The 26,035-nt window shown below is 32.0% G+C and carries 28 protein-coding genes and 1 pseudogene; 26 read left to right on the top strand and 3 right to left on the bottom strand.

The features are described from left to right. Positions 1-5 precede the first annotated feature (5 nt). From prfA to upp, 7 genes are all read left to right on the top strand, one after another. Positions 6-1,088, top strand: coding sequence for a peptide chain release factor 1 (gene prfA, locus B3040_RS01385; RefSeq protein ID WP_291569473.1), 1,083 nt, complete (start codon positions 6-8; stop codon positions 1,086-1,088). Between the two features lie 205 nt (positions 1,089-1,293). Beyond that, complete coding sequence (locus B3040_RS01380) at positions 1,294-1,866, top strand: hypothetical protein (RefSeq protein ID WP_291569472.1); 573 nt, start codon at positions 1,294-1,296, stop codon at positions 1,864-1,866. 162 nt (positions 1,867-2,028) lie between these two features. Beyond that, entirely contained in the window at positions 2,029-2,757 is a 729-nt protein-coding gene (locus tag B3040_RS01375; RefSeq protein ID WP_291569470.1) for a ZIP family metal transporter, read from the top strand. 185 nt (positions 2,758-2,942) lie between these two features. Then, positions 2,943-3,992 (top strand): L-threonylcarbamoyladenylate synthase, encoded by a 1,050-nt coding sequence (locus B3040_RS01370; protein WP_291569468.1) that lies wholly within the window; start codon positions 2,943-2,945, stop codon positions 3,990-3,992. A 77-nt stretch (positions 3,993-4,069) separates the two neighbouring features. Then, positions 4,070-4,516: a low molecular weight protein arginine phosphatase gene (locus tag B3040_RS01365; protein WP_291569466.1), complete on the top strand. Its 447-nt coding sequence runs from the start codon at positions 4,070-4,072 to the stop codon at positions 4,514-4,516. Positions 4,517-4,734: 218 nt separating this feature from the next. Beyond that, entirely contained in the window at positions 4,735-5,184 is a 450-nt protein-coding gene (gene rpiB / locus B3040_RS01360; RefSeq protein WP_291569464.1) for a ribose 5-phosphate isomerase B, read from the top strand. A gap of 21 nt (positions 5,185-5,205) precedes the next feature. Continuing rightward, a complete protein-coding gene (upp, locus tag B3040_RS01355) occupies positions 5,206-5,835 on the top strand; it encodes a uracil phosphoribosyltransferase (protein ID WP_291569462.1) in 630 nt (209 codons plus the stop codon). A gap of 155 nt (positions 5,836-5,990) precedes the next feature. Here the strand turns inward: upp and B3040_RS01350 are convergent, their stop codons facing one another. Then, a complete protein-coding gene (locus tag B3040_RS01350; RefSeq protein ID WP_291569460.1) occupies positions 5,991-6,542 on the bottom strand; it encodes an NADH peroxidase in 552 nt (183 codons plus the stop codon). A 352-nt stretch (positions 6,543-6,894) separates the two neighbouring features. Further along, positions 6,895-7,596: a Crp/Fnr family transcriptional regulator gene (locus B3040_RS01345; protein ID WP_291569459.1), complete on the bottom strand. Its 702-nt coding sequence runs from the start codon at positions 7,594-7,596 to the stop codon at positions 6,895-6,897. Between the two features lie 188 nt (positions 7,597-7,784). On the opposite strand from B3040_RS01345, the gene B3040_RS01340 reads away from it, so the two are divergent. The 18 genes and pseudogenes from B3040_RS01340 (at position 7,785) to B3040_RS01255 (ending at position 23,997) form a co-directional block, all read left to right on the top strand. Continuing rightward, complete coding sequence (locus tag B3040_RS01340) at positions 7,785-8,273, top strand: deoxycytidylate deaminase (RefSeq protein WP_026050895.1); 489 nt, start codon at positions 7,785-7,787, stop codon at positions 8,271-8,273. 28 nt (positions 8,274-8,301) lie between these two features. Next, positions 8,302-9,333 carry a glycosyltransferase family 4 protein gene (locus B3040_RS01335; protein WP_291569458.1) on the top strand — a complete coding sequence of 344 codons (1,032 nt, stop codon included), beginning with the start codon at positions 8,302-8,304 and terminating at the stop codon, positions 9,331-9,333. Between the two features lie 972 nt (positions 9,334-10,305). Further along, positions 10,306-10,986, top strand: coding sequence for a F0F1 ATP synthase subunit A (locus B3040_RS01330; RefSeq protein WP_291569457.1), 681 nt, complete (start codon positions 10,306-10,308; stop codon positions 10,984-10,986). 184 nt (positions 10,987-11,170) lie between these two features. Further along, positions 11,171-11,419: an ATP synthase F0 subunit C gene (gene atpE / locus B3040_RS01325; protein WP_017413513.1), complete on the top strand. Its 249-nt coding sequence runs from the start codon at positions 11,171-11,173 to the stop codon at positions 11,417-11,419. A gap of 100 nt (positions 11,420-11,519) precedes the next feature. Next, positions 11,520-11,999, top strand: a complete 480-nt coding sequence (locus B3040_RS01320; protein ID WP_291569455.1) for a F0F1 ATP synthase subunit B — start codon at positions 11,520-11,522, stop codon at positions 11,997-11,999. A gap of 3 nt (positions 12,000-12,002) precedes the next feature. Continuing rightward, a pseudogene (locus B3040_RS01315) lies at positions 12,003-12,527 on the top strand (F0F1 ATP synthase subunit delta); the annotation flags it as partial. Beyond that, entirely contained in the window at positions 12,513-13,040 is a 528-nt protein-coding gene (locus tag B3040_RS01310) for a F0F1 ATP synthase subunit delta (RefSeq protein ID WP_291569618.1), read from the top strand. The pseudogene B3040_RS01315 and the gene B3040_RS01310, both read left to right, overlap by 15 nt. 38 nt (positions 13,041-13,078) lie before the next feature. Beyond that, a complete protein-coding gene (atpA, locus tag B3040_RS01305) occupies positions 13,079-14,596 on the top strand; it encodes a F0F1 ATP synthase subunit alpha (protein ID WP_291569454.1) in 1,518 nt (505 codons plus the stop codon). Positions 14,597-14,625: 29 nt separating this feature from the next. Then, positions 14,626-15,480, top strand: coding sequence for an ATP synthase F1 subunit gamma (atpG, locus tag B3040_RS01300; RefSeq protein ID WP_291569453.1), 855 nt, complete (start codon positions 14,626-14,628; stop codon positions 15,478-15,480). 36 nt (positions 15,481-15,516) lie between these two features. Further along, positions 15,517-16,911 carry a F0F1 ATP synthase subunit beta gene (gene atpD / locus B3040_RS01295; RefSeq protein WP_291569452.1) on the top strand — a complete coding sequence of 465 codons (1,395 nt, stop codon included), beginning with the start codon at positions 15,517-15,519 and terminating at the stop codon, positions 16,909-16,911. A 41-nt stretch (positions 16,912-16,952) separates the two neighbouring features. After that, positions 16,953-17,360, top strand: a complete 408-nt coding sequence (locus B3040_RS01290) for a F0F1 ATP synthase subunit epsilon (RefSeq protein WP_291569451.1) — start codon at positions 16,953-16,955, stop codon at positions 17,358-17,360. Between the two features lie 325 nt (positions 17,361-17,685). Continuing rightward, the gene (locus B3040_RS01285) at positions 17,686-18,240 is read left to right on the top strand and encodes an SLAP domain-containing protein (RefSeq protein ID WP_291569450.1); all 555 of its coding nucleotides are present in this window, start codon (positions 17,686-17,688) and stop codon (positions 18,238-18,240) included. Between the two features lie 171 nt (positions 18,241-18,411). Beyond that, a complete protein-coding gene (locus B3040_RS01280) occupies positions 18,412-19,110 on the top strand; it encodes a hypothetical protein (RefSeq protein WP_291569449.1) in 699 nt (232 codons plus the stop codon). A 27-nt stretch (positions 19,111-19,137) separates the two neighbouring features. Further along, entirely contained in the window at positions 19,138-20,394 is a 1,257-nt protein-coding gene (gene murA / locus B3040_RS01275; RefSeq protein WP_291569448.1) for a UDP-N-acetylglucosamine 1-carboxyvinyltransferase, read from the top strand. A 146-nt stretch (positions 20,395-20,540) separates the two neighbouring features. Then, complete coding sequence (gene spoIID / locus B3040_RS01270; protein WP_291569447.1) at positions 20,541-21,659, top strand: stage II sporulation protein D; 1,119 nt, start codon at positions 20,541-20,543, stop codon at positions 21,657-21,659. A gap of 141 nt (positions 21,660-21,800) precedes the next feature. Then, positions 21,801-22,487, top strand: a complete 687-nt coding sequence (locus B3040_RS01265) for a M23 family metallopeptidase (protein WP_291569445.1) — start codon at positions 21,801-21,803, stop codon at positions 22,485-22,487. A 126-nt stretch (positions 22,488-22,613) separates the two neighbouring features. Further along, complete coding sequence (gene spoIIID / locus B3040_RS01260) at positions 22,614-22,868, top strand: sporulation transcriptional regulator SpoIIID (protein ID WP_017413501.1); 255 nt, start codon at positions 22,614-22,616, stop codon at positions 22,866-22,868. Positions 22,869-22,962: 94 nt separating this feature from the next. Then, positions 22,963-23,997 (top strand): rod shape-determining protein, encoded by a 1,035-nt coding sequence (locus B3040_RS01255; protein WP_291569444.1) that lies wholly within the window; start codon positions 22,963-22,965, stop codon positions 23,995-23,997. 81 nt (positions 23,998-24,078) lie between these two features. Here the strand turns inward: B3040_RS01255 and yyaC are convergent, their stop codons facing one another. Continuing rightward, positions 24,079-24,636 (bottom strand): spore protease YyaC, encoded by a 558-nt coding sequence (gene yyaC / locus B3040_RS01250; protein WP_017413499.1) that lies wholly within the window; start codon positions 24,634-24,636, stop codon positions 24,079-24,081. Positions 24,637-24,970: 334 nt separating this feature from the next. Here yyaC and B3040_RS01245 point away from each other — a divergent pair, with 334 nt between their 5' ends. Beyond that, positions 24,971-25,639 carry a hypothetical protein gene (locus B3040_RS01245; protein ID WP_291569442.1) on the top strand — a complete coding sequence of 223 codons (669 nt, stop codon included), beginning with the start codon at positions 24,971-24,973 and terminating at the stop codon, positions 25,637-25,639. The last annotated feature ends 396 nt before the right edge of the window (positions 25,640-26,035 follow it).

Genomic DNA, 26,035 nt, shown 5'->3' with positions numbered 1-26,035 from the left:
AAGTTATGTTAGATAGATTACATTTTTTAGAGAATAAATATGATGAATTGTCCAATAAAATAAGTGATCCTACAGTAATGGCTAACCAAAAAGAGTGGCAAAAATTATGTAAGGAGCATGCGGACCTTGAAGTTATAGTAATGAAGTATAGAGAATATAAGGCAGCAGAGACAGACCTTCAAGCAAATAAGGAAATGTTAAATGAAGAATCAGATAGAGATATGAGAGAGATGATTCAGGAAGAAATCAAATCTTTAACTGAAACCTGTGAAACTTGCAAGGAAGAACTAAGAATACTGCTACTTCCTAAAGATCCTAATGATGATAAGAACGTGTTCATAGAAATAAGAGGAGGCGCAGGCGGAGACGAAGCTGCTCTGTTTGCTGCAAACCTATTTAGAATGTACACTAGATATGCTGAGCGTAACAGATGGAAAGTTGAAGTTATGAGCGCAAATGAAACAGATATCGGTGGATTCAAAGAAGTTGTATTCATGGTTAAAGGAGATAGAGCTTACAGTAAGCTAAAGTATGAAAGTGGAGTTCATAGAGTTCAAAGAGTTCCAGATACTGAATCCAGTGGAAGAATTCATACATCCACTGCTACTGTTGCAGTGCTTCCAGAGGTAGATGATGTGGAACTTGAAATTAATGCAAATGATATAAGAACTGATGTGTTTAGAGCTTCAGGAAACGGTGGACAATGCGTTAATACTACAGACTCAGCGGTTAGATTAACTCATTTACCAACTGGTTTAGTAGTTTCTTGTCAGGATGAGAAATCACAGCTTAAAAACAAAGAAAAGGCTATGAAAATCTTAAAGGCAAGACTTTTTGAAGCAGCAGAAGCTGAAAGACTTGCAGGCATTGCAGAAGATAGAAAGAGTCAAGTTGGTACAGGAGATAGAAGTGAGAGAATAAGAACTTATAACTATCCTCAAGGAAGAGTAACAGACCATAGAATAGGAGTTACTATATATAAGTTAGACGCTTTCTTAGATGGAGATATTGATGAAATGTTAAATGCCTTAATTACTACAGATCAAGCTGAGAAAATGAAGGCTATGGGAAATAATAATGAACTATAAAAGGTTCATTAGTTAAGTCTCAGTACGATATATATAATTAGACAATTGAATAGCTATAGGCTTTTAAGGTGAAAATGTACCTTGTTCTTCACAAAAAGCCTTAAGGGACCAAGGCAGGAGTTATATATAAATTAAGCTTTAACTCTGGAGCCCTATAGCAAAAGCGACAGGATAAAATTTACTAATATAATTTGGAAGGTGTTTTATGGATATAGATAAAGTCCTACGAAAGCAAAAAAAATCTTATAAAAGGTTTATGCTGTCAATGGGCTTTATTTTTGTACTTTTGCCCATTGTATTGCAGGTAAGTGGAAATTTTAATATGTTTTTTATATTTTACTTAATTCTTATTGAAAGTTTAATTGTTTTTTCAATGTTAATTAGACATAATGAAGAATATTTAGTTTATAAAGTTAGTGGTACTAAGCTAACTATAATTACTAGTGCGAGAAAAATTAGGTACCATATTTCCACGGAAAAGGTAGCTATAGTTCACATTCTAAATAATGAGAAGAATTTTGATTTAATGATTGTAACAAAATCCAGGTTTAGAAATAAAAGATTGGGACATTTAGATTTTAAGGTTTTAGAAAAATACCCAGAAGTAGAAAAAGTATATAACAAGGTAAAAATGCCAGAGGAGGGCCCCTACTATTTCTTCTTTGTAAGAAAGGGCGGAATGAAGAAATATCTTCTGTTAAATTTCTTGTATAAATACTGTGCTACTGCAGTTTTTACCGAAAGTGCGGTAGAGAGAATTAAAGAAACTAGAAATTAGAATAAACCCATAGATGTGAAAATAAATTGTTAGTATAGAGAACTAAAGTTATAGGGTAGAGCATATAAACAAGTGACTTAGTTTTCTTAAGACCTTTAGATAATATATTAAAATTTATCTTAAAGTTAAGACGAGCTATTTTATATTTATGGGGGGAATAATATGAATAACACTATTTTCACTATAGGGCTTTTTTCAGCTATAGTATCCTTGATTGGTACATTGCTTGGGGCCTTTATAGGAGTAACCATTAAGAAACCCACTAGAAAGCTTCTTGGAAGCATTTTAGGTGTTGCTTCTGGTATTATGATTTCTATAATTTTTTTAGAACTTATACCTGAGGCAATCGAGAAGACGAATTTTTTAGCTACTTTTATTGCTATATTAATTGGAATAATAGTAATAGGATTTACAGATTATTTGAGTAAGGACAAAAAATGGGCCAATAATAGTCATAAAAAAGTCGCTTTTTTAATGGCTCTAGGCCTTATGTTACACAACTTTCCAGAAGGAATTATTATGGGATTTGGGTTTGTAAAGGAAGCTAATTTAGGAATAAAAATGAGCTTGTTAATTTCAATTCATGATATGCCAGAAGGAATAGCAATTGCAGCTCCTCTTATTGCATCGGGAGTTGGAGGCCTTAGGATTCTATGGTACGCCTTTTTAGTAGCTCTTCCTACTGCTATTGGAGCTTGGATAGGTATATTAATTGGGGCTATATCTCAGGCTTTTTTAGGTTATTGTATAGCCTTTGCTAGTGGTGTAATGCTATATGTAGTATTTGGACAAATGATACCTGAAAGCAACGAACTTTGTAGTGATTATAGAAATGCAGTTACTATATTAGCAGGTATTATTTTTGGATTTATTATGATAAATGTTATATAAGACAAGAAATATGCAGATAATTATTTATAAGTAAAGTAATTAATTAAATTTTATAGGGAACCAAAGTTAACACGTTTATTAGTTAAGTCACCTTGGTTTCCTAAAGGTTTTTAAGATTAATAGAGTAGTATTATCCTAAAAGCCTATAAAGTTCAAACAGTGAACATAATATTGAGGTGTTAAGTGTGGAAACAAAAGTTGCAATTTTAAATGAACAAAAACTAGACAAGGATATTATAGAAGAAGCAGCCCAAGTGATTAAAAAAGGTGGGGTTGTGGTTTTTCCTACAGAAACGGTTTATGGCTTAGGAGCTAATGCCCTAGATGAAGAAGCAGTTAAAAAAATCTTTGTTGCAAAAGGAAGACCTCAAGATAATCCCCTAATAATTCATGTAGGGGATTTTAATATAAGTCCTTATGTTAAAACAGTACCTACTGTTGCAAAGGAAATAATTAAGAGTTATTGGCCAGGGCCTATAACTCTGATTCTTGAGAAAAGTGAGCTAGTTCCAATGATGACTAGTGCAAAGCTTTCTACTGTGGGAATAAGAATGCCAGCTAATGATATTGCAAGGGAGTTAATACTAGCTGCAGGAGTTCCCATAGCAGCTCCATCGGCTAATATATCGGGAAGACCTAGTCCAACAGATGTGGAGAGTTGCATTGAGGATTTAAACGGTAAGGTTGATTATATTTTAGGTGGAGAAAATAGTAAAGTTGGACTGGAATCAACTATTGTTGATTGTACAGTGAATCCTATTTGTATATTAAGACCTGGGGCTATTACCGTTGAAATGCTTAGGGAATTAGATGAAAATGTTTATATTGATCCATCGGTTTTAACAAAACCACAGGAAGATTTTAAGCCAAAGGCGCCAGGAATGAAGTATAGACATTATGCACCAAAGGCTCCGGTAAAAATAATAAATGGAGATATAGAAAAAACTATTGCAAAAATCAATGAAATAGTGTTAAATTATATAGAACATGGCAAAAAGGTTGGAGTTATAGCTACGGATGAAACTAAAGAAAGATATAATAATGAAGTAGTAATTTCTTTAGGAAGTAGAGCTAATCTTTCTCAAATAGGTAAAAACTTATTTAAGGTTCTTAGAAGTTTTGATACTATGGACATTGATGTAATTCTTTGTGAAGGCTTCAATGAGCAGGATTTTGGAACAGCTATAATGAATAGGCTGAAAAAGAGTGCAGGCTTTGATATTATAGAAGCTTAATCATGGTAAAATTCTATATCTAAACAATTTAGCTAGGTTCAGTTTTTACGATAATTGCTTAAGAAAGGAGAAAAATAATGAAGATATTATTTGTTTGTACAGGAAACACATGTAGAAGTAATATGGCAGAAGCAATATTTAATAAACTTTGTAATGTGGATAGTTTGCAGGCAACTTCAGCAGGGTTATCAATAGTCCCATTTTCTCTGGCATCAAAGCATACGGTAAAAATTCTGAGGGATAAATATGATATAGATCTTTCAGATAGACAAGCGGTTCAGTTAACTAAGGATATGTTAAGTGAAGCTGATTTAGTCTTAACTATGACAGCCTACATGAAGGATATAATTATTAATAATTTTCCAGAGTTTAATGAAAAAGTTCATAGCCTTAGAGAATTTGTCGGCAACAGTGGGGATATAGTTGACCCTTTTGGCGGCAATATAGATGTTTATTCTCAAACTTTTGAGATGCTTACCCAGGACATCTTATCTCTAATTGAGATATTAAAAAAGAGATACTAGTATTTATACTGATATCTTTTTTTTTGCATATACTATAAGGCATCTTCAAAAAATAAATAAGTCAGTATGCTCGTCTATTTTGTGTTATACTTCGTCAGCAGAGCTCTTAGATAGCTCTACTATCTAAGGAACCTGTTTCCTTGGCTAACCCATAATATACTTCACATCTTTGACTTGTTATTTATTTTCAGATGCCTAATTTTAAGGAGGTACTGAATATGAAAATTGCATTAGGAAGCGATCATGGTGGATTAAGACTTAAAAAAGAAATAATAAAACACCTTGAAAAGAAAGGAATACAATTTAAGGATTTTGGAGCATATAGTGAGGAATCTTGTGATTATCCGGACTTTGCAGAAAAGGTTGCAGAAGAAGTTGTAGCTAAAAACTATGACTTTGGAATATTAGTGTGTGGAACAGGAATTGGAATTAGCATTGCAGCTAATAAGGTTCCTGGAATTAGAGCTGCACTTTGCAGCGATACCTTTAGTGCTCATGCTACAAGAGAGCATAATGATGCCAATATTCTAGCTCTTGGAGAAAGAATTGTTGGACCAGGACTTGCTCTTGATATTGTTGATACCTTTTTAAATGCCAAATTTGAAGGAGATCGTCATACAAGAAGAGTAGATAAAATTAGTGAAATTGAGAAAAAATATAATAAGTAAAAATTTTAGGGGGAAGAAAAAATGAGTAAAGTTACACAAATTGCACATCCACTTATATTACACAAATTAGCTTTTATTAGAGATAAGAATACAGGTTCAAAAGATTTTAGAGAGCTTGTTGAAGAAGTTGCTATGCTTATGGCTTATGAGGTAACAAGAGATATTCAACTTGAAGAAGTTGAAATAGAAACTCCGATTTGTAAAACTAAATGTAAAGTATTAGCAGGAAAGAAACTTGCAATTGTTCCAATTCTAAGAGCTGGACTTGGAATGGTAGATGGTATGCTTAAATTAATACCAGCTGCTAAAGTAGGTCATATTGGTCTTTATAGAAATGAAGAAACTTTAATGCCAGTAGAATACTTTTGCAAACTGCCACAAGACATAGAGGAAAGAGATGTTATAGTAACAGACCCTATGCTTGCCACAGGTGGATCAGCTGTTGATGCTATTCATGCTTTAAAGAAAAGAGGAGCTAAGAATATAAGATTAATGTGCTTAGTTGCAGCACCAATAGGAATCAAAGCGGTAATGGACGCTCATCCTGATGTAGACATATATGTAGCTGCTATTGATGAATGTTTAAATGATCACGGATACATAGTTCCAGGTCTTGGAGATGCAGGAGATAGATTATTTGGAACTAAATAGAATGGTTAAAGCTGGTTAAGGTAAAAAACTATAAGTTTATAATTTTTAGCAAATAAAAAATGTGTAGAGAATAATCTCTACACATTTTTTATTCTAATGTTTAAATTATAGAGGTAGTTTTTTTATCTTAGGGGATAGGGTTACGTAATTAAATGTTATTTGTTTCCAAAATATCTTTGTAATAATCCGTTAAATGCTGCACCATGTCTAGCTTCATCTTTACACATTTCATGAACTGTATCATGGATTGCATCTAGGTTTAATTTTTTAGCAAGTGTAGCTAGGTCTTTCTTACCTTGGCAAGCACCATGCTCAGCATCAACTCTCATTTGTAAGTTTGTTTTTGTATCAGCTACAACAACTTCACCTAATAATTCAGCAAATTTAGCTGCATGTTCTGCTTCTTCAAAAGCTATTCTTTTATAAGCTTCAGCAACTTCAGGGAATCCTTCTCTGTCTGCTTGACGGCTCATAGCTAAGTACATTCCTACTTCTGTACATTCTCCAACGAAGTTAGCTCTTAATCCTTCTATAACTTCTTGATCAACGTCTTTTGCAACGCCTATTCTATGTTCATCTGCCCATGATAGTGAATCTTCATTTTTTTCTACAAATTTAGAAGCAGGTGCCTTACATACTGGGCAAAACTCTGGAGCTGCATCTCCTTCGTGAATATAACCGCAAATTGTACATACAAATTTTTTCATAATAAATATTCCTCCTTAAAACCTTTTAATATATTAATTTAGTTAATTTTTACTGTGTTGGTAATTTGTTTTCGTCCAACCTTATGAATTTATTATATACTATCGGATAATAATTATCAATAGAAAATTATTATTTTTTATTCGAAAAATTAATTTAAATTTCGACAACATATTATTAGTTTAAGAATTTTTAAAATCAATAAGGTTAGTTTTGGTCTTAAAAGCCTGCATTGTAATAAAGCTAAAAGCCTTAGTACATATAAAATCACTAGCTACATTAGTAGTTTAACAAATACTAATGTAAGCTTGCAAGCTTAGGTAAAGATTGTTAACAGTAGTAATGTTACCTTGTTTAATAAATATTAATGTAATCTTGTAAAGTTTCTATATCTAGTATTTCAACTAAATCTTTTTCTGCATTTATAAGGCCTTCATTTTTCATATTGATTAATTCTCTTGATAGGGAAGGTCTTTGTACACCTAAATATTCGGCTAGACTCTTTTTAGAAATAGGTAGCATTAGTTTTAAAGTTTTTTGTTCTTTATATAACTGTAGCAAGTAAAAGATTATTTTCTGTCTTAGTGTTTCTAGAGATAGTTCAGTAACTTTTTTATTTAAGTTTAGTATTTTAGAAGATAAAAGCTCCATGAAGTTTTTAAGCACTTGAGAATTTACACTACACATATATATGATATCTTCTCTAGAAATGTGCATTATTTTTGAATTTCTCATAGTGACTATAGTTGCAGGATATTTATGGTGGGAGGAAAACACTATAGCCTCCCCAAAGATCTTTCCTTCATTTAAGCTGCTTAAGGAAACGATTTTGCCGTTAGGATAATGCTTTTGAATTTCCACGTTTCCTTGTAGGACAATACCTATTGAGGTACAGTCGTCACCCTCTAATGCTAAAATACAAGTTTTGCAGTTTATGCAGTTCATGCATTTTTCATAGAGGGTAAATTTAATTTTACTTAGTAAACTATCTATTTCATCATCTGAAAGGCCTTTAAAAAGTATACATTTTCGTAGGGGTTGAATAAATTTATTCATAATAATCACCTTTTTATCTAATTATTGTTATGAGTATTTTAGCATAGATTTAGAAATAATAGAGCAACTTTATGGAATTTAGTATATAATTATAATTGTTGCTTAAGTCAATACTAAAATTCTCTTTTAAATTTGTTGCTTATAGTATAAAATATATTTAAATATAAAACAATGAGGTGTAGACATTGATAGATAGAATAGACAAACATAATTATTATTTAGATATATGCGAAACTATCCTTGAAAGAGGAACTTGTATAAGAAGAAACTTCGCGGCTATAATAGTAAAGAATGATGAAATTATATCTACTGGATATTCAGGGGCTCCAAGAGGACGAGTTAATTGTACTGACTTGGGATATTGTAAACGTGAGGAATTAAAGGTACCAAGAGGCACAAGATATGAGCTCTGCAGATCAGTTCATGCTGAACAAAATGCAATTATATCTGCAAGAAGGCAAGATATGATTGGTGCTACTTTGTACTTGGTGGGAAAAGAAGTGGCTACAGGCAATTTGGTTGAAAATGCTTCGTCTTGCTCTTTGTGTAAAAGATTGATTATTAATTCAGGAATTTCTGAAGTAATAATTCGGGATACAGATAAAGACTACAGAGTTGTAAGCGTTGACTACTGGGTAATAAATGATGAATCCTTGTCAGGAGACGGAGGATACTAAAAACAAATAAATTATTAGGATGGTTTTTATGAGTAAAATAATCATATTTTCAATTGCGCTAGTTGTTTCGTTTTGTATTACACCCCTAGTAATCAAGCTAGCTTATAAGGTTAATGCTATAGATGTACCGAAAGATGATAGAAGGGTACATAGCATTCCAATTCCTAGGATGGGTGGTTTGAGCATATACATTAGTTTTGTAATAGTAGCATTATTGAATGTTAACAAGTTTCATAGCTTTAATTATGGATTAATAATTGGATGTACTATAATAGTAATTGGGGGAATTATCGATGATATAAAGTGTTTAGCGCCCAAGTACAAGCTTCTAATTCAAATACTAGCATCCATATGCTTAATTTTATCTGGAATAACCATAAGATTAGTAACTAATCCTTTTCATAATATTTACCCATATATAAATTTATTTTATTTTAGCATTCCCATTACTATTCTTTGGGTTATTGGAATTACAAATGCCTTTAATTTAATAGATGGATTAGATGGGCTTGCAGCTGGAATAGCGTTTATAGCATCTATCACTATGTTAGTTGTAGCAATAATTAATGGAAGACATAATACTATACTTCTCACAACTATTATAAGTGGAGCTATACTTGGGTTCTTGCCATATAACTTTAATCCAGCTAGTATTTTTATGGGTGATACAGGATCTCAATTACTAGGTTTTTTGCTGGCTGCAATATCTATTGATGGCTCTATAAAGTCAGCTACTTCCTTAGTTATTGCTGTGCCTTTATTAGCACTAGGATTACCGATATATGATACGTTGTTTGCTATGATTAGAAGGGTGATAAATAAGAAACCAATTATGGAGGGTGATAAAGGTCATCTTCACCATAGATTGTTGAGCTTGGGACTTACACAAAGACAAGCAGTTTTGATTATGTACTTAATTGGAGCTTGTTTAGGGGCCCTTGCAGTAATAGCTATGCAGTTAAGTAGTAGAAAGGCATATTTTTTATTTGCACTAGTGGCATTAATTATATTTTTAATCGCTTGGAAGTGTAATATGTTTAAAAAGGGAAATAAAGAGTAATTAGTAAAATACAAACTAACAAGTATAACTAATGAAGTTACTTGTTAGTTTTTTTATTTTATTAGGACGCATAATTGAAGAAATAGTGTGAAATATGCAGAATATTATAAAGAGAATATAGTAAAAATATCTACATAATAGCGTATAAGTGCGTAAATTCCCTGTAAACGTTATTAAATAGAGGGAATAATGAAATTACAATAAAATAAAATTGCAATTAACATAATAGTTTGCATTGTAAATTAATAAAATATTCACAAAAAGGAATAAAAATATATTCCGTGAGTCTTTATACGAGAAATATACAGTGATAAACAGGTTTTTATGAATAATATTCAGTTGTATTATTCATAAAAACTTAAATAAATTATAAAACTAATTGTGGTAAATAAAAAATTGAATAATTTTTAAGAAGATTATCTAAGAGTAATGAGAAGTGATGATAAATGCTGATATTCAGATTAAATCCAGACTAATTTCATGTAAATGAATAATATTAAACAAAATAGGGGAATTTAAAGGTTTAATGGGGTTTTAATAAACTATTTATAATTATATAATCTTAATTAGTTTTAAAATAGAGGAGAACAAAGGTGAATGAATTAAATAAAGTGCTTTTAAAGAAAATAGCTACTTACGACTTAATCTTATGTTTAATATTTATTACCGTGGGTTATATTTTTTATGGAATTTCAGCAATGTTTTTTTTCTTAGGAATTTTTTTCGCCTATATTAATTTAAGTATTAATTCTTTAGTAACGAATTATCTATTAACAAAATATAATCCAGGAAAAAGAATGTTTATTTTATTTGGCACCTTATTCAGAACCTTACTTGTGAGTATAACAGGAATTATAATTATTACTAAAAGTGATCTAAACTTCATAATATACATAATAGGATATACTTCACAATTAATATCAATGGTACTCTATGGGTTAAATCTAAAGTCTAATGAAAGGAAGTGATTATATGGAAGAAGTATTGCCAAGATATGTCTTGAATTTATTTGGTTTTCCTTTTTATATAACTGATAGTCTTATAATTCAATGGGTAGTAATATTAATAGCTTTAATATTATCCTTAATTTATAGCCAAAGTATTAAGAGGATTCCGGGAAAAGTTCAAAGTATAGTGGAAATACTTGTTGAGTTTTTAACTAAAACTGTAGATGAAAATATGGGGGAAGGAAAGAGAAGCTTTGTTCCCTATATTGGTTCACTAGGAATTTATCTTTTTATATTAAATATGGTTGGGCTCTTTGGAATTAAGCCGCCAACTTCAGATTTTAGTGTAACTTTAGGATTATCTTTTACTACATTTTTAATAATCCAGGGATACACCATTAAAAAACTTGGTCTCTTGGGGTATTTCAAAGGATATGCTTCACCAGTTGCAATTTTACTTCCCATAAACATAATGGAGAGAATTATGTTACCAATATCACTTAGTCTGAGATTGTTTGGTAATATTTTTGCAGCAACTATTATCATGGAACTCCTTTATGAAGCGCTTCATGGAATTAGCTTCATTACCACATTAGGAATTCCAGTGCCATTCCATTTTTACTTTGATGTATTTGATGGAACTATTCAAATGGTGATATTTGTTATGTTAACAATGATAAATATCAAAATAATTTCAGAGCATTAAAATTATTAAGTAATTAATTAGTTTCTGGTAAAAATAGAGTTAGGTAAGAATTATATATGTTTTCACAGAACTTGTTAAAATAGTTAGTTACTTAAAAAAGAATGAACTAGTATAAAAATGTGCTTAAGGTACAAAGAAAAACATTTAGTAATATATTTGATGAAATTTAAGGAGGATTTTTATTATGGAATCAGCAGCTTTTATAGCAGGAATGTCAGCAATTGGAGCAGGAATAGCAGCTCTTGCAGTAATAGGTGGAGGTATTGGAACAGGAAATGCTACAGCTAAGGCTGTAGAGAGTATTGCAAAACAACCTGATGCTAGCAGTAAAATAATGACTGCACTAATTATCGGGGGAGCATTATCAGAAGCGACTGCAATTTATGGTTTCCTATTAGGTTTATTACTAATCCTTATGGGAGTAAAAGGCTAATAATAATTTATTAGACTGTATCAAATTTTTTAAAGAAGGGTAGGTGTAAATCCTGGCTTATTGGATAGCCTTAAGGTGCTTTAAGCCAGGATTTTATATAATGGATATACATGGAAGTATAATAATTGCATCAACCATTAACTTTTTTATATTCTATTTTATACTTAAGAAATTTGTGTTCAAAAAAACCCTTGGAGTAATTAATGACAGAAAAGCGGAAGTTGAAGAAGCATTTAAAAAGGCTAGAGATGAAGAGGCTAGGGCTGAGCAGCTTAAAAAGGAACATGAAGAAAATATAAGAAGATATAAGGAAGATGGAGTAAAGCTTGTTGAAGCTTATAAAACTAAGGCAGACAAAGTTTATTCAGAAACTATAGAAGATGCTACAAAGGAAGCTACACTTATCCACGAAAGAGCTGTAGTAGAAGCAGAAAGAGAAAAACAAAAAGCAGAAAAAGAAATAAAATCACAAATAATTAACTTATCTATGAAGTTCGCTGAAAAAGCATTGGAAAAGGAAATTGATGAGGAAGAACATAAACGATTAATTGATGATTTTATTACTAAGGTAGGTAGTTAAACCATGTATGAGTTTTTAGATAGAAGATACGCACTTGCTCTTTATGATGCTTGTAGTGAAAAAGGCAACATAGAACAGGTCCTAGAAGAATTGGAAACTATAGTTGAAGAAATAACAAATAATGAAGGCCTTATTAAGATTACAAAGCATCCTCAAATAAGCAAATCAGCTAAGAAAAGAATTTTCAAAGAGATTTATGAAGGAAAGATTTCTGAAGAAATATTGAATTTTCTTCTTTTGCTTATTGAAAAAGAGAGGATACTTTATCTAAAAGAAAAATATAATCAATTTAAATTAATTCATTTAGAACGTACTAATAGAGTGTTAGCTAAGGTTAAAACTGTAGTACCTCTAACATCACTTCAAAAAGAAGCTCTACAGGAAAAATTAGAAAAAACCTATAGAAAAGAAATTATTCTTGAAGAAGAAATAGATAAATCTATCATAGGTGGAATAATTGTCATGGTAGGTAGTGATGTTATAGATGGTTCAGTAAAAAATAAGTTAAAAGATATGAAGGATTTAGTGGAAAACAATCAAAGATCCAGATATAACTTTAATGAATTAAATAAAGAATTGGTAGCAGAAGTTATAACTTCTAGTCCTCTTTCGCAGGAGAAAATAGAAGTATTAAGATTGAAGCTTGGGAAATTTTATAGCAGAGACATAGTTATAAAGCAGATTTTTGATGCTTCAATTATAAGTGGTGTTAAGGTTATAGTGGGCAACGATGTAATTGAAGGGGATTTTTTAGAGGAACTAACTAACAGTGAGGATTTAGGGAAATTCCATGAAGGATTTAAAGGACCAGATAACTTTAATAAGATATTAAGTGCGGAAATAAAAACAGTGATTCCTTTAACAGAAGAACAAAAAAACAACTTAAAAGACTGTTTGGAAGATTTTTACAGAAGAAGAATTGTAATTACTGAAAAAATAGATAAGAGTTTGATAGGTGGAGTTTATGTAAGAATTGGTGATGATATTACTGATGGTACAGTTAAGGGAAAGCTAATAACTATAAGAAGAACAATGTCCTAATAAATTTGTGAGCAAGTTATAGGAGTAGAGGTGAAATTATGCACATTAAACCAGGTGAAATAACATCTATTATAAAAAAAGAGCTTGAAAGATATGAGAGCCATATAAATACAATTGATTCAGGAACTATTATTCAAATTGGGGATGGAATAGCAAGGGTTTATGGACTAGATGATTGTCTAGAAGGAGAACTTTTGGAATTCCCAAATGAAGTTTATGGTATTGCTCTAAACTTAGAACAAGACAATGTTGGTTGTGTGTTACTAGGATCAGAGGAAGGTATAAGAGAAGGGGATATTGTTAAGAGAACTGGTAGAGTTGTAGAAGTTCCAGTAGGTGAAGAGCTTATTGGTAGAGTTGTAGATTCTCTTGGTCAGCCAGTAGATGGCAAGGGTCCTATAATTACAGAGAAATACAGACCTGTAGAGGTGGAAGCACCAGGTGTTATTGAAAGACAATCGGTTAAGGAACCTTTACAAACAGGTATTAAAGCTATTGACTCTATGATACCTATAGGAAAAGGACAAAGGGAGCTTATTATAGGAGATAGACAAACTGGTAAAACAGCGCTGGCTATTGATGCTATATTAAATCAAAAGGGTAAGGATGTAGTTTGTATTTATGTGGCTATAGGCCAAAAGCAGTCTACAGTTGCTCATATTGTTAATACACTAGGAGAAATGGGTGCTATGGACTATACAATAGTAGTTGCAGCCACTGCTTCTCAGTCTGCACCATTACAATATTTAGCACCTTTTGCTGGTTGTAGTATGGGAGAGTACTTCATGCATCAGGGAAAAGATGTTTTGATAATTTATGATGATTTATCAAAACATGCAGTAGCTTATAGAGCCATGTCGTTACTTCTTAAAAGACCACCAGGAAGAGAAGCGTACCCTGGAGATGTATTCTATTTACACTCAAGACTACTTGAAAGAGCTGCTAAGCTTTCAGAAAAACTTGGAGGAGGATCCATTACTGCCCTTCCAATTATAGAGACTTTGGCAGGAGATGTTACAGCTTATATACCAACAAATGTAATCTCCATTACAGATGGACAGATATTCTTAGAGGCTGAGCTTTTCTATTCAGGACAAAGACCAGCAGTTAATGCGGGAATATCAGTTTCAAGGGTTGGAGGAAGTGCTCAAATAAAAGCAATGAAACAAGTAGCAGCAACTTTAAGATTAGAATTAGCTCAATATAGAGAACTAGCAAACTTTTCACAGTTCGGATCTGACCTAGATAAGGAAACGGTTAAGAGACTTGAAAAAGGAAAAAGATTAATAGAGATATTAAAGCAAGATCAATATGTTCCTATGGACGTAGAAAAGCAAATTGTAATCCTTTATGCAGGAGTTAATAATTTCTTAATGGATATACCTGTTAATAAAATCAAAAGCTTTGAGAAGAGTTTCTTAGAGTATATAGATACTCATTATAGAGAAATTACAAAGCTTATCAATGAAAGAAAAGCTTTAGATGATGAAATAAAGGCAAATTTAAATGAGGCTATTGATGAATATAAAAAGATATTTTTAGCAGAACTTAGTTAATCTACTATGTTTTGCAGGAGGTGGGAAACATGGCAGCAACAGGATTAGTTAATATTAAAAGAAGAATTAAATCAGTGCAAAATACTAAGAAAATTACAAAGGCCATGGGTCTGGTTGCCACGTCTAAACTAAAGAAAGCTAGAGCAAGGTTAAATGAAAACAATAACTACTTCAATGCATATAAGGAAATTGTGGATGAAGTAGTTCCTTCATTATCAAGTGAAAATATACTTATAAAAGGGAATAATAGTAATAAAAAACTAATTATCGTAGTAACTTCAGATATGGGACTTTGTGGTTCTTATAATAGTAGTGTTTTGTCTAAAACCAATGAGATAATTGGAACTGATAAGGAAAACTATATTGTTATGATGATTGGACAAAGAGGAAGAACACTACTGAGAAAGTATAGATATGACACTGTGGCTGAATATGTTGAAATTCCAGATGTACCAACAGTTAAAGAGTCCAGCATAATTTGCAGACATGGGCTAAATATGTTCACAAATGGCGAAGTTGGAGAAGTACACTTAGTTTATACTAAGTTTGTAAACCAACTTAGAAAGGGTCCGGTGTCAGTGAAGTTATTACCTTTAGTTTCAGAATCCTCAAGTGGGAATTATGAAAGTAATTTTGATATTGAAGGAGATAAAGAAGAGTTTCTAGATAAGTTAATAGCACCTTATTTAAATTCGTTAGTATTAAATGCAATGGTTAATGCAAAGGTATCAGAACAAAGCTACAGAATGGAAGCTATGGAAGGTGCCACTAAAAATGCCGATGAGCTAATTGGTAAACTAAATTTAAAGTATAACAGAATTAGACAAAGTGCTATTACGCAAGAAATATCAGAAATAGTGGGCGGTGCTCAAGCACAAAAATAGTGGCATAAAAGGCACTAAATAATTTGGAGGGTTAAAATGTCACAACATATAGGAAAAGTAGTTCAAATAATAGGACCAGTAATAGATATAAAGTTTGATACAGATTCACTTCCTAATATTTACAATGCTATAGAAATTAAAATGGATGGCAAAGTTATAATTGCAGAAGTTGAACAACATATAGGTGATGATATAGTTAGGACAATAGCTATGGAAAGCACAGAGGGATTAAAAAGAGGAGTTAAGGCAGTTGATACAGGGAAGCCAGTACAAGTACCAGTAGGACAACAAGTTCTAGGAAGACTTTTTAATGTTTTAGGACATACAATGGATGAGAAAGAAGCCCTTGAGGCAGAAGAGTACTATACAATTCATAGACCAGCTCCAACCTTTGAAGAACAGTCAGTAGAACCAGAGATGTTCGAAACTGGAATAAAGGTTATAGATTTGATTGCACCATATCAACGTGGTGGAAAGATAGGATTGTTTGGTGGTGCAGGGGTTGGAAAAACTGTACTAATCCAAGAGTTAATTAATAATATTGCACGGGAACATGGAGGACTTTCTGTATTTACAGGAGTTGGAGAAAGAACAAGAGAGGGTAATGACCTTTATAATGAAATGATGGAGTCAGGTGTTATTGAAAAGACAGCTTTAGTCTTTGGACAAATGAATGAACCACCAGGAGCTAGAATGAGAGTAGCTTTAACTGGACTTACTATGGCAGAGTATTTTAGAGATAAAGGCCAGGACGTGCTTTTATTCATAGATAACATATTTAGATTTACTCAGGCCGGTTCAGAAGTGTCAGCACTGCTTGGAAGAATACCAAGTGCTGTTGGTTATCAGCCAACCCTTGCTACTGAAATGGGAGCTTTACAAGAGAGAATTACCTCTACTAAAAATGGCTCAATTACTTCAGTTCAAGCAGTATACGTACCAGCGGATGACTTAACTGACCCAGCGCCAGCTACTACTTTTACCCACTTAGATGCTACAACAGTTTTATCAAGATCTATTGTTGAACTTGGTATATATCCAGCAGTAGATCCATTAGAATCTTCATCAAGAGTTCTAGACCCTAGAATTGTTGGAGAAGAGCATTATGAGGTAGCGGCTAAAGTTAAGCATATCCTTGAAAGGTATAAAGAACTTCAAGATATTATTGCAATATTAGGGGTAGATGAACTTTCAGAAGAAGATAAACTTGTTGTTGGTAGAGCAAGAAGGGTGCAAAGATTTTTATCGCAACCATTTACTGTAGGAGAACAATTCACAGGATATAAAGGCAAATATGTACCTATAAAGGAAACTATAAGAGGATTTAGAGAAATTCTTGAGGGCAAGCATGATGATGTGCCAGAAGCAGCCTTTTTATTTGCAGGCACTATTGATGATGTAATTGAAAGAGCAAAAACAATGGGTGAATAGATGCCTATGGCTCATAATTATTGGAATGGAAGTGAAAAACTATGGAAAACAAATTTCATCTTACAATAATTACGCCAGATAGAGAGTTATTCATAGGAGAAGTAGTATCTTTAAATTGTGAAGGAAGTGAAGGGCATTTTGGAATTCTTCCAAATCATGCACCTATGATAGCTACTTTAGTACCTACAGTGACAACTTTTCAAGATGTAAGTGGAAAACAACATACTGCATTTACATCCGATGGTGTGTTTAAGGTAAACAATAATAAGGCAGTTTTGCTTTGTAACTCAGCAGAGTGGCCAGAAGAAATAGACAAGAAAAGGGCAGAAAAGGCTAAGGAACGTGCAGAATCTAGAATGAAAGAAAAAGATAAAAATTTAGATTCAACTAGGGTACAACTAGCACTTTTAAGATCTTTAGCTAGATTAAAGCTTGCCCAACAAATATAAGCACCTATGAAAAAAGCAGATACTTGAGTATCTGCTTTTTTCATAGGGACAATTATTTATTATTATACCTACGGATAGTAATAAATAATAAGGTATATGTATAAAATAGATAAAATGGTGAATTTAAAGCTTAGTAAGTGCTAAAAGTTAGATTTAACGTAGAAAGTTAGCAGGAATTTTAAATTGGATAAAGAATTTTTAGATTATTAAAGCTTAATTTTGTTAAAGAAATTTGCTAGTAATGAAGACTGGAGAATTACTTTTCTACAGCAAGGTAGAAGTTATGGGAATACTATAAATATATGTATATGCTAGGAGAATTAATATGAAAAAAATAATTGGAGTAATACTAATAATATGTTTTCTTATTACAGGGTGTGGAAAGGAGCAAGTGAAAGAAAATAATTTTAAAGATGGTAACAAGGGTGAAGTAGCTAGTAATGATAAAAGTAAAGATGAAGACTTGAAGACTCAAAATTTTAGCTTTGGACCTAAAGTGAATCAAGACGAAGTTTCTCAGGAAACTAAGAATCAGTTACAAGGATACTTAGACAAATTAGGAAACCCAGAAAAAGATAATATTAGTTTCAATGGTTTTTCTGCGAAATTTAGGCAAGATGGAGCCTTAGTTTTGTCTGTATTTATTAGAAATGGATATAATTATACTGTGTATAATATAGACGCAAAGGTAGATATAAAAAAGAATGGCGAAGTTATAGCAACAGCTACCTTTAAGCTTTCAAGGGATGAATTTGGAGAACTTAATGCAGGTGAATCTAGGGTATGGAATCTAGTTTATGAACCTGCTCACATTTTAAACAAGACAGCTGATTTGGAGGAGTATATACTGGAATATTCAACGGGATATAATAGAAAGTAACACTTTCCATGTAATTTTATATATTGATATTAAGAATAATAATATTAATTCCCCTAAATCCTCTCCATTGCAGTTTGGAGAGGCGATTTTGTTCCTATAGCATATAAATGTAAATATATGGAATAAGATTTGAAAAATTGTTAATACTTTAAGTTATAAGGGGGAGTTGATATGAATTATAAATTTAAAACTGTTATAGTATTAATCCTAACACTAATTATATTGGTGATTAATAGTAGTTTTATTTATGTACAAGGTCAAGTTGATATGTTTGAAAAACTCTTATCTAATAGGAATATAGAAGTAAGTGAATATTCAGTTACAGCCACCTTTAATTCAGATTCTCAAGGGATGGATGCTTGTAAAGAAATAGTAAGGAAAGCAAGTGCCACTTTAGGAAAAATGGAATATACTGTGAATGATAAGGATGAGTTTAGCAATATTATATTTTCTAATGAAATTTATAAAGGAAGTATAACCTCAACACCTTATAAAGACAAAAATGTAGTTGTGATTACAGTAATAAAAAAGGAAAAAGAAAATAGAACAAAGGAATTAAAAAGTAAACTTTCAGAGATTTTATCCCATGTAAATAGCAGGATAACTTACTCACAATGTATAAAAGGTAAAATCTTAAACAACAACTTAGATGAAGTTAATAATTTTGTAATGAATGAACTTGAGCAAAGTAAAGCTAAGAATATTAATAAAGCTAAGTTGTATAATGGGTATAGTATTATTTGCAATACTAATTTATATGATTCTAAAAAAGTTGGAAACATGGATGTAGATTTTCATTGTGCGGTGGTTAAGTATTCCTCAGGGTGCTATTTAGTAATGGGTACACCAGAAATAACTTTAGATTATTAAAGATAGCATGATAATTGGAGGATGAAAATGGGTAAATTTATTATAAAGGGTGGTAAAAAGCTAAGTGGAGAAGTGAACATAAGTTCAGCAAAAAACTCTGTACTACCAATACTTGCAGCAACAATTTTAAGTGGAGGAAAGTGTACTATCAAAAACTCCCCCATGCTAGAAGATGTATTTGTATTATGTGATGTTTTAAAAACACTTCTTGCAAAAGTTAATATAGATAAAGCTAATAATATAGTTGAAATTGACACAAGCAATTTAAGTGACGTAAATGTAAGTGATGAATTAGTGAGAAAAATGAGAGCCTCATTTTTAGTAATGGGTGCAATGCTAGCTAGATTTGGTAGATTCAAAATTTCTCTTCCAGGAGGATGTAATATTGGGTCTAGGCCAATAGATTTACATCTTAAAGGATTAGCTGCTTTGGGAGCTAAAATAAAGGTTGGTCATGGCTATGTTGAAGCCGTTGCAGACAATTTAGTAGGGGCTAATGTATATTTAGATTTTCCATCAGTAGGTGCTACTGAAAATATAATGATGGCTGCTACTTTAGCTAAAGGCACTACGGTTATTGAAAATGCTGCTAAGGAACCTGAAATTATTGATTTAGCTATGTTCTTAAAAAAACTAGGAGCTAACATTCAAGGTGAAGGTAGTGATACCATTACTATAATTGGAGTGGAAAAGCTTACAGGAATAGAATATCAGCCTATATTTGATAGAATAGAAGCAGGAACTTTTATGATAGCAGCAGCAATAACTAACAGTACAATTACTTTGAAGGGTATAAATGAGAGGTATTTGAAACCAGTTATCGCAAAGCTTAGAGAAATGGGTGTAAAGATAGACATAAATAATGACACTATGGTTATTAATGGCGAGGTGGAGTTAAAGCCTATTGATATTATAACCATGCCTTATCCAGGATTCCCTACAGATATGCAATCCCAGATGATGAGTTTATTAGCTAAGGTTGAAGGTACAAGCATAATAACTGAAACTATCTTTGAAAATAGATTTATGCAGGTTGGAGAACTTACAAGAATGGGTGGAAATATCAAGATTGATGGAAGAAGTGCTATAATTGAAGGTGTTCATGATTTTACAGGAGCCGAAGTGAAGGCAACAGATTTAAGGGCAGGAGCATCCTTAATTTTAGCTGGTTTATGTGCTAAAGGAGAAACTGTTATTAATGATGTATATCACATAGATAGAGGATATGTTTCTATTGAGAAAAAATTAAAAGCTTTGGGAGCAGATATTGTAAGAGTAGAATAAGGTGAAAATAAGGTCATAATTATCCGCATAGATAATTACGACCTTATTTTTTTACCCATGAAACTTTAGAAAATGTATATTTGTAGTAATATTAGGACCACATTTGTAATACAATTTAATATCCGCAACGAAAGGAAGGAAAAATAATGAGCTACTATAAAACTAATAAAAGAATAAACTATGGAAAAAAACTATATAAATCTGCAAAGCCATTACTAAATGTATTTATGTATTTTGGGTTAGCTGTTGGATTCTTATTTATATCTGTCTACTTAATTTTGGGAAGGAATGAAACAAGCCCTGAAAATGGGAATATTGCCAATATAGAAGAAAATGTACAAAATAACAATGGGGGAGAAATAGTGTCAAAGGAGCAAGGTGAAACAAAGAAAGAGTTTAACCTAGTGGTAAGTGATGTAAAGGTATATTTAACTAAGGAAGGAAGAGTTGCTAATTTGCCCTTAGAAGAATATATTAAAGGGGTTATAAGTAGTGAAATGCCTGTGACCTTTGAAATTGAAGCGTTAAAAGCTCAAGCTATTGCGGCAAGGACTTATACTGTAGCCCATACGAAAGCTTTGGGTGGAGCTTGTGCAAATGCTAAGGGGGCAGACCTCTGTGACACAGTACATTGCCAAGTGTATATGAATAAGGAAGCTAGGTTAAAGGCTTGGGGTGTAAATGGGGAAAAAAATTGGGCTAAAATTGAAGAAGCAGTAAGTGAAACCAAGGGGATGGTACTTACCTATAATAATGAACTTGCAAAGGGTGCATACTATTTTTCTACTAGTGGTGGTAAGACAGAAAATGTAGAAGAGGTGTTTGTTAGTGCATTACCTTACTTAAGAAGTGTAGATAGCCCAGGTGAAGATGTATCTCCTAGTTATAAAAGTAGTGTAACCATACCCATTTCTAAGTTTACATCTACCATAAACAACCAGTATAAGGATGCAGGAGTAAGTGCTAGTAAAGTTAAAAGTCAGGTTAAAATAGTGAGTAGAACTGAAGGTGGAAGTGTAAAGGAAATAAAACTTGGAAACATAACTATACCTGGAAAAACTTTTAGAGTGCTGTTTAATTTAAAGTCTGCAAACTTTCAAATGGAGTTTTTAGATAAAGATATAGTAATTAGATGTGTAGGTAGCGGTCATGGAGTTGGTATGAGTCAATGGGGAGCTAATGTAATGGCCAAAGCAGGTAAAGCATATAAGGATATACTTTTTCATTACTATAGTGGTGTTAATATTGAGATTATAAATAAATAAGTATTGATACAAACATAATAAGAGCACCTGGAGAAGGGAAAAACTTCTGCAGGTGCTTTTGTTATAAAAAAAAATAAAAAATTTTCTTTTGCATGTATTATTTTCCAAATATGAGTCCAGAATACAGGTGGAGGTGTTTTTATGAACAATAAATTTAATAAGTTTAAACAGTTTATTAAGAAGGAGGGCTTTTACGTAATACTCTTTGTATGTTTATGTGCTGTAGCAACAGTAGCAGCTATTACAGCTGGAGGAAATAAAGATACAGCAATAAATCCAACTACAACACAGGAGCAAAAGGGTACAGTAGTTGAGCCAAAAGATCCTCAAGGTGCTCTTCAAGTGAAGGAAGATATAAAACCAGTACCAAATGTACAAGTTCAGAACAAAAGTCAAGCTGTTTCTAACACAGGAAACAAAAACTTTGTTAGTCCAGTTAAAGGTTCTCTAGGTAGAGCCTATTCAGAGGATCCAGTTAAATTTAAAACTACAAATGATCACAAGACTCACCCAGCAATGGATATTAAAGCTGAAAAAGGCGCATCTGTTGTAGCAGTTTCAGACGGAGTTGTAAAAAATGTAGATCGTACTACTGAAGGTGTATTTGTAGAAATTGACCATCAAAATGGTTTAGTTACTAGATATGCTAATTTAGACGAAAAGCTAGCAGTAAAAAAAGGTGATAAAGTAAAAGCTTCTCAAGAAATTGGTAAAGTTGGAAATACTACTAACTTAGCTTATGAAGAGTATGGTACATACCTTCATTTCGAAGTTCTTAAGGATGGAAAAAATGTAGATCCGGCTTCATATGTTAACTACAAAAAGTAAATAACATATTTTTCAAAATTTATTTTAGTCATTTTCCGATATAATCGGAAAATGACTAATAAGAAAGTAATTTAACATTAGTTTTCAGCATATTTATAAATATAGAAGGGTTAAGGAGGTAACACTTTGAAAGATTACATCGAAGATAGAGTACTGGAGGTCGCTAGATACATTATTGAATCACAAGCTACTATAAGAAAAACAGCATCAGTTTTTGGAGTTAGTAAAAGTACAATACACAAGGATATGACTGAGAGATTACCTAAAATAAATCCTCAAGTAGCTGAAGAAGCAAAAACTATCTTAAATTTAAATAAAGCAGAGAGACACATTAGAGGTGGAAAAGCCACAAAAATGAAATATAAAACGATTGAAGGATAAAATATTTAGTATTATAATAGTAATTAAGACAAATTTTAGCGAAATTTAGATTATTATAATACAAATATACAGAAGAGCAGGAGTGAAATTTAAGATGTTTTTTTTTGGAATGGGTACAGATATGGGTATAGACCTAGGTACTGCTACAGTGCTAGTGTACATTAAGGGTAAAGGTGTAATTTTGAAGGAACCGTCAGTTGTAGCTATTGACAAAAATGCTAATAAAGTGTTAGCAGTTGGTGAAGAAGCTAGAAAAATGATTGGAAGGACACCTGGTAATATAGTTGCAATTCGTCCGCTAAGAAATGGTGTAATTTCAGATTATGATGTTACAGAAAAGATGCTTGAGCATTTTATAAAAAAAGCATGCGGAAAAAGAAAAATGTCAGCACCAAGGGTTGTGGTTTGCGTTCCTTGTGAAGCAACAGAAGTGGAAAGAAGAGCTGTAGAAGATGCAGCTAGAAATGCAGGTGCAAAGAAGGTTCAATTAATAGAAGAGCCTCTAGCAGCAGCTATAGGTGCAGGATTAGATATAACGAAAGCTAGCGGAAACATGGTAATTGATATTGGTGGAGGAACTACCGATATTGCGGTTATTTCCCTAGGCGGAATGGTTGTTAGAGAATCAATTAAAGTTGCGGGAGATAAGTTTGATGAGGCAATTATTCGTTACATTAGAAAGAAACATAAGCTTATGATAGGTGAGAGAACAGCGGAAGACTTAAAAATTAATATTGGCTGTGCATACCCTAAGGAAGAAGAAGTGAGTATGGAAATAAGAGGAAGAGACCTTATTACAGGACTTCCCAAGAATATACTGGTAAATTCAAGTGAAATGAGAGAAGCGTTAAAGGAAGCAGTTTATGCCATTGCTGAATGTACTCATTCTGTTTTAGAAAAAACCCCACCAGAATTAGCATCTGATATTGCTGATAAAGGAATTATTATGACTGGCGGTGGTGCTTTATTAGATGGATTAGACAAGCTAATTCAAGAGATTACAAAGGTACCCGTTTATGTAGCAGAAGATTCAGTTTCATGCGTAGCACTAGGAACTGGAAAAGTTTTAGACTACATTGATAAATTAGATGATTCATTTAGTAGTCAACATGTATCCATAATAGACTAAAAAAAAGCAATATAGCCATGGGCTATATTGCTTTTGCTTTAGTATAGGGCAGGTTTATCTCCTTCACGGTTTACACACAAGTTATTTCACTTCGTCCAAATTAAATTGATCTTTGCAGTAGAAGCTTAAGTAATAGGCGTGCATTAAACTGTGAGTTATAATTTTTGACAATTGTACAATTAAGTTTAATCTTATGTTCCTAGAGGTAAAGGGTTCATCATCATCACTAGAATCAACTATTCCAATTATTGATATATCACCCACAGGAGGAAGGATCTTACCAACTCCTTTTCCGGGGTTAATTGGATAATTTCTAACTTGAATTTCCCCAATGCTTGAAAAGGGGCCTAAACAAGCATCTATACCTATAATTTTACAGTTAGGATGAGATGATTTAATCTCAGCTAATCTTGCTTCAAGATTTAAAGCATGTATAGGCTCAGAAATAGTACCGTACACAGGAAGAGGAAAAAATCTTTCTTTTAGATAAGTTCCTACTAAAGGGCCTAAGCAATCTCCAATACATCTATCAGTGCCTATACACACTATAATGGTATTATCATCTAAATGATCCTTAATAAAATGAGCTAAGTTATAATATCCTAAAGGTTCCTTATAATGCGTTTTAATCTTACTCACTGAACACACACCCCCTATTTATTTATATGAGGATATATATGCAATTATTATTTTAAAAACACTGTTAGGCTGATTAATAGAGAAAATATAAAAAATTAAGTAGTGTGGACATGTTAAATAATTAATGAATAGGCTTATAAAAACTTTAAGATTAGAGTAACTTTATACAAAGTAAGGTAAATACATTAAATGAAGTTTAGACCAATAATTTAAAATAAAACTAAGAGCATACCAATTTCTCCATAGATTTGAATATGTTAGGAATAAAAAAATCCATTAAGAACATAATTAAGAGGTAGTAGGTAATAAATTATATATAATAGGAAGTGATAGTTTGAAAAAAACTTTTTATTCTACAATTATAATTGTTTATAGTATAATTTGTATCTATATTATGCTTGAACATAATGTTCCTAACAAGGATATCAACCATAATATTACAATAGTTAAGAAAGATCAAAAGGAATCATTAGAGAAGGAACAAAAAAATATATGGGATGAAAGTACAGAAAGTGCAGTGAATAACTCAAAGGGCAAAAATGAGGAAGAACTTGTTTCTAGCTATAACTCAAGGGATTTAATTCAAGGAAATGATAGTGGGTCAGATAGCGATACTTATAAAAAAGATAAAAGTGTAAGTATTATGAGGAATACAATGGAAGAGTTATCTGAACTAGAAAATAGTGATAAAATTACAGGTGAATTTGATGCCTATAACATTGAAAAAAGAAAAAAGAATCAAGTTATAAAAGTACCAGTGGAGGAAATAAGTTCTTATCTTTCCTTAGAAGAAAAGGCTAAAATTCTTTCAGTATCTAGGAAACTTAAAGAGGAAGATTTTAATAGATTTCAAGAATATTTATCCTATAAAAATCAAAAAATAGGAGTAAGGCAGGCTATGGCAATTCTTGAAGAGAGAGTAACGGCTAAACAGGTAAGCGAAGTAAAAGAAATATTTTCAAAGTACATAGACATGGGAACAGTAGAGAATAAAGATGATTAAGTAAGCATTAAGTTAAATAAATTAATTAATTTATTATAGGTTGATTACAAACCCCTATACCTTTTTAAGAATAGGGGCAAATTCCTTTATTAGACTATTTTTAAATTATTTGTAATGGGTTTATTAATTTTAAGGGATATTTGATTTTCATAAAGGGTATACTGCTATCAAAGACCTTATAGCTAACAGGCCAGGAGGTATTCCGCTCAAAAGGCCTTAAAAAACGTAATAAGGTGTAATCGTGAGCATTCAATAAAGAATATAAGGTAAGCGGCAATAAACAACTAAAATAGCTAAATTTGAGGTTGAAAAAAGTTTAATTAAATTGTATACTAATCCTTGTCAAAGTTGAGGCCAATTTTGATGATTGTGATGTGCTGGCATGGCTCAACGGTA

Source organism: Clostridium sp. UBA4548, assembly GCF_002387895.1.
GTDB lineage: Bacteria > Bacillota > Clostridia > Clostridiales > Clostridiaceae > Clostridium_J.
The sequence above is the reverse complement of the archived record's forward strand: the minus strand, read 5'-3'. Positions and strand labels throughout refer to the sequence as shown.